Annotated in this window: 2 protein-coding genes; both read left to right on the forward strand. The window is 63.1% G+C overall.

Annotated features, from left to right (window positions below; genetic code table 11):
* Positions 1–483: 483 nt before the first annotated feature.
* Complete coding sequence (locus AD72_RS37435) at positions 484–849, forward strand: hypothetical protein (RefSeq protein WP_055731222.1); 366 nt, start codon at positions 484–486, stop codon at positions 847–849.
* Positions 846–1,080 (forward strand): pentapeptide repeat-containing protein (locus AD72_RS37440; RefSeq protein ID WP_197285179.1); only part of this gene is annotated, 235 nt, incomplete at its 3' end. The genes AD72_RS37435 and AD72_RS37440, both read left to right, overlap by 4 nt.

Consider the following 1,080-nt stretch of genomic DNA (forward strand, 5'->3'; position numbering starts at 1 on the left):
GACCGGGCAGCTATCAAGCCAGGCATATTGCCACAGACCGGAAGTTGATTGCGGAAACGAGCAGCGGATCTGGGGGTTTGAGACCAACTTTGGCGGGTGAGATACCGTCTGCGCGCATTCGCTTTGCGCTGCTGGTAGCAGTTTGCTGATCGACACCCCACAACTGGGTCTCGCCGTCCTTACCCAACAAGCCCTGCAGGCATAGGGCCACGCGAAGTGTCGCTGTGGGATGGTGCAGACCATAAGCAGTGATCTCATGCCCATGGTCGCCGAGGTTCTGGATCGTACTTACGACCGGCCGGGAGGGGACTCCGTCGTCCGGGTGTCTCCACCGCTGGCCGACAGGCGCTTGTCGGGCGGGGCCACACCCGACGTCGCCCCCGAGTCGCTTCCCGGCCGCGGGCCACTATGGCTTCGTCAAGGTCAGGGGTAACCCCGCCGTGGCGACGTTTCGACCTCACCCAGATTCTCACCCTGGGCGCGGTGCTCATCAGTCTAGCCTTCGCCATTCCGCAGACCATCACCGCGCAAGCCGCACAGCAGGCAACCCGGGATCAGGGCGACAATCTTCGGCCGCAACAAATCACGGACCGGTTCAGCATGGCCATCAAGCAGCTGGGCAACCACGACAACCTCGTGCTCCGCCTCGGCGGCATCTACTCCTTGAAACGCATCATCCAGGATTCTCGCGAGTGCCAGCCCATGGTCAACTTGCTGACCACGTTCGTCCGCGAAGCCACAGGGCGTGGCCCAGCTGCTCCGACCAGCCGCCTGCCGTCGACGTGCAGGCCGCGCTCACCGTGGTTGCCGATCGGCAACCGCAGCGCGATGATCCGCAGATCGACTTGAACAACGCCTGCTTGGCACATGCCCGTTTCACACACGCCAAGCTGCCCGGCGCCTCCTTCAACGGCGCCGATTTTGAGACGGCCACTTCAGAAACGCCAGCCTCGCCGGCACCAAGCAGCTTCCGAGGCGCGAACCGTACTGACGCCAACCTGACCCACAGCACCAATCTCGATGGTGCCGACTTCGCTGGCGCCATATTCACCGGTCAGATCCCTTGGACTTCCCCTGAAA

This window comes from Sciscionella sediminilitoris (genome assembly GCF_000737195.2).
Taxonomy (GTDB): domain Bacteria; phylum Actinomycetota; class Actinomycetes; order Mycobacteriales; family Pseudonocardiaceae; genus Sciscionella; species Sciscionella sediminilitoris.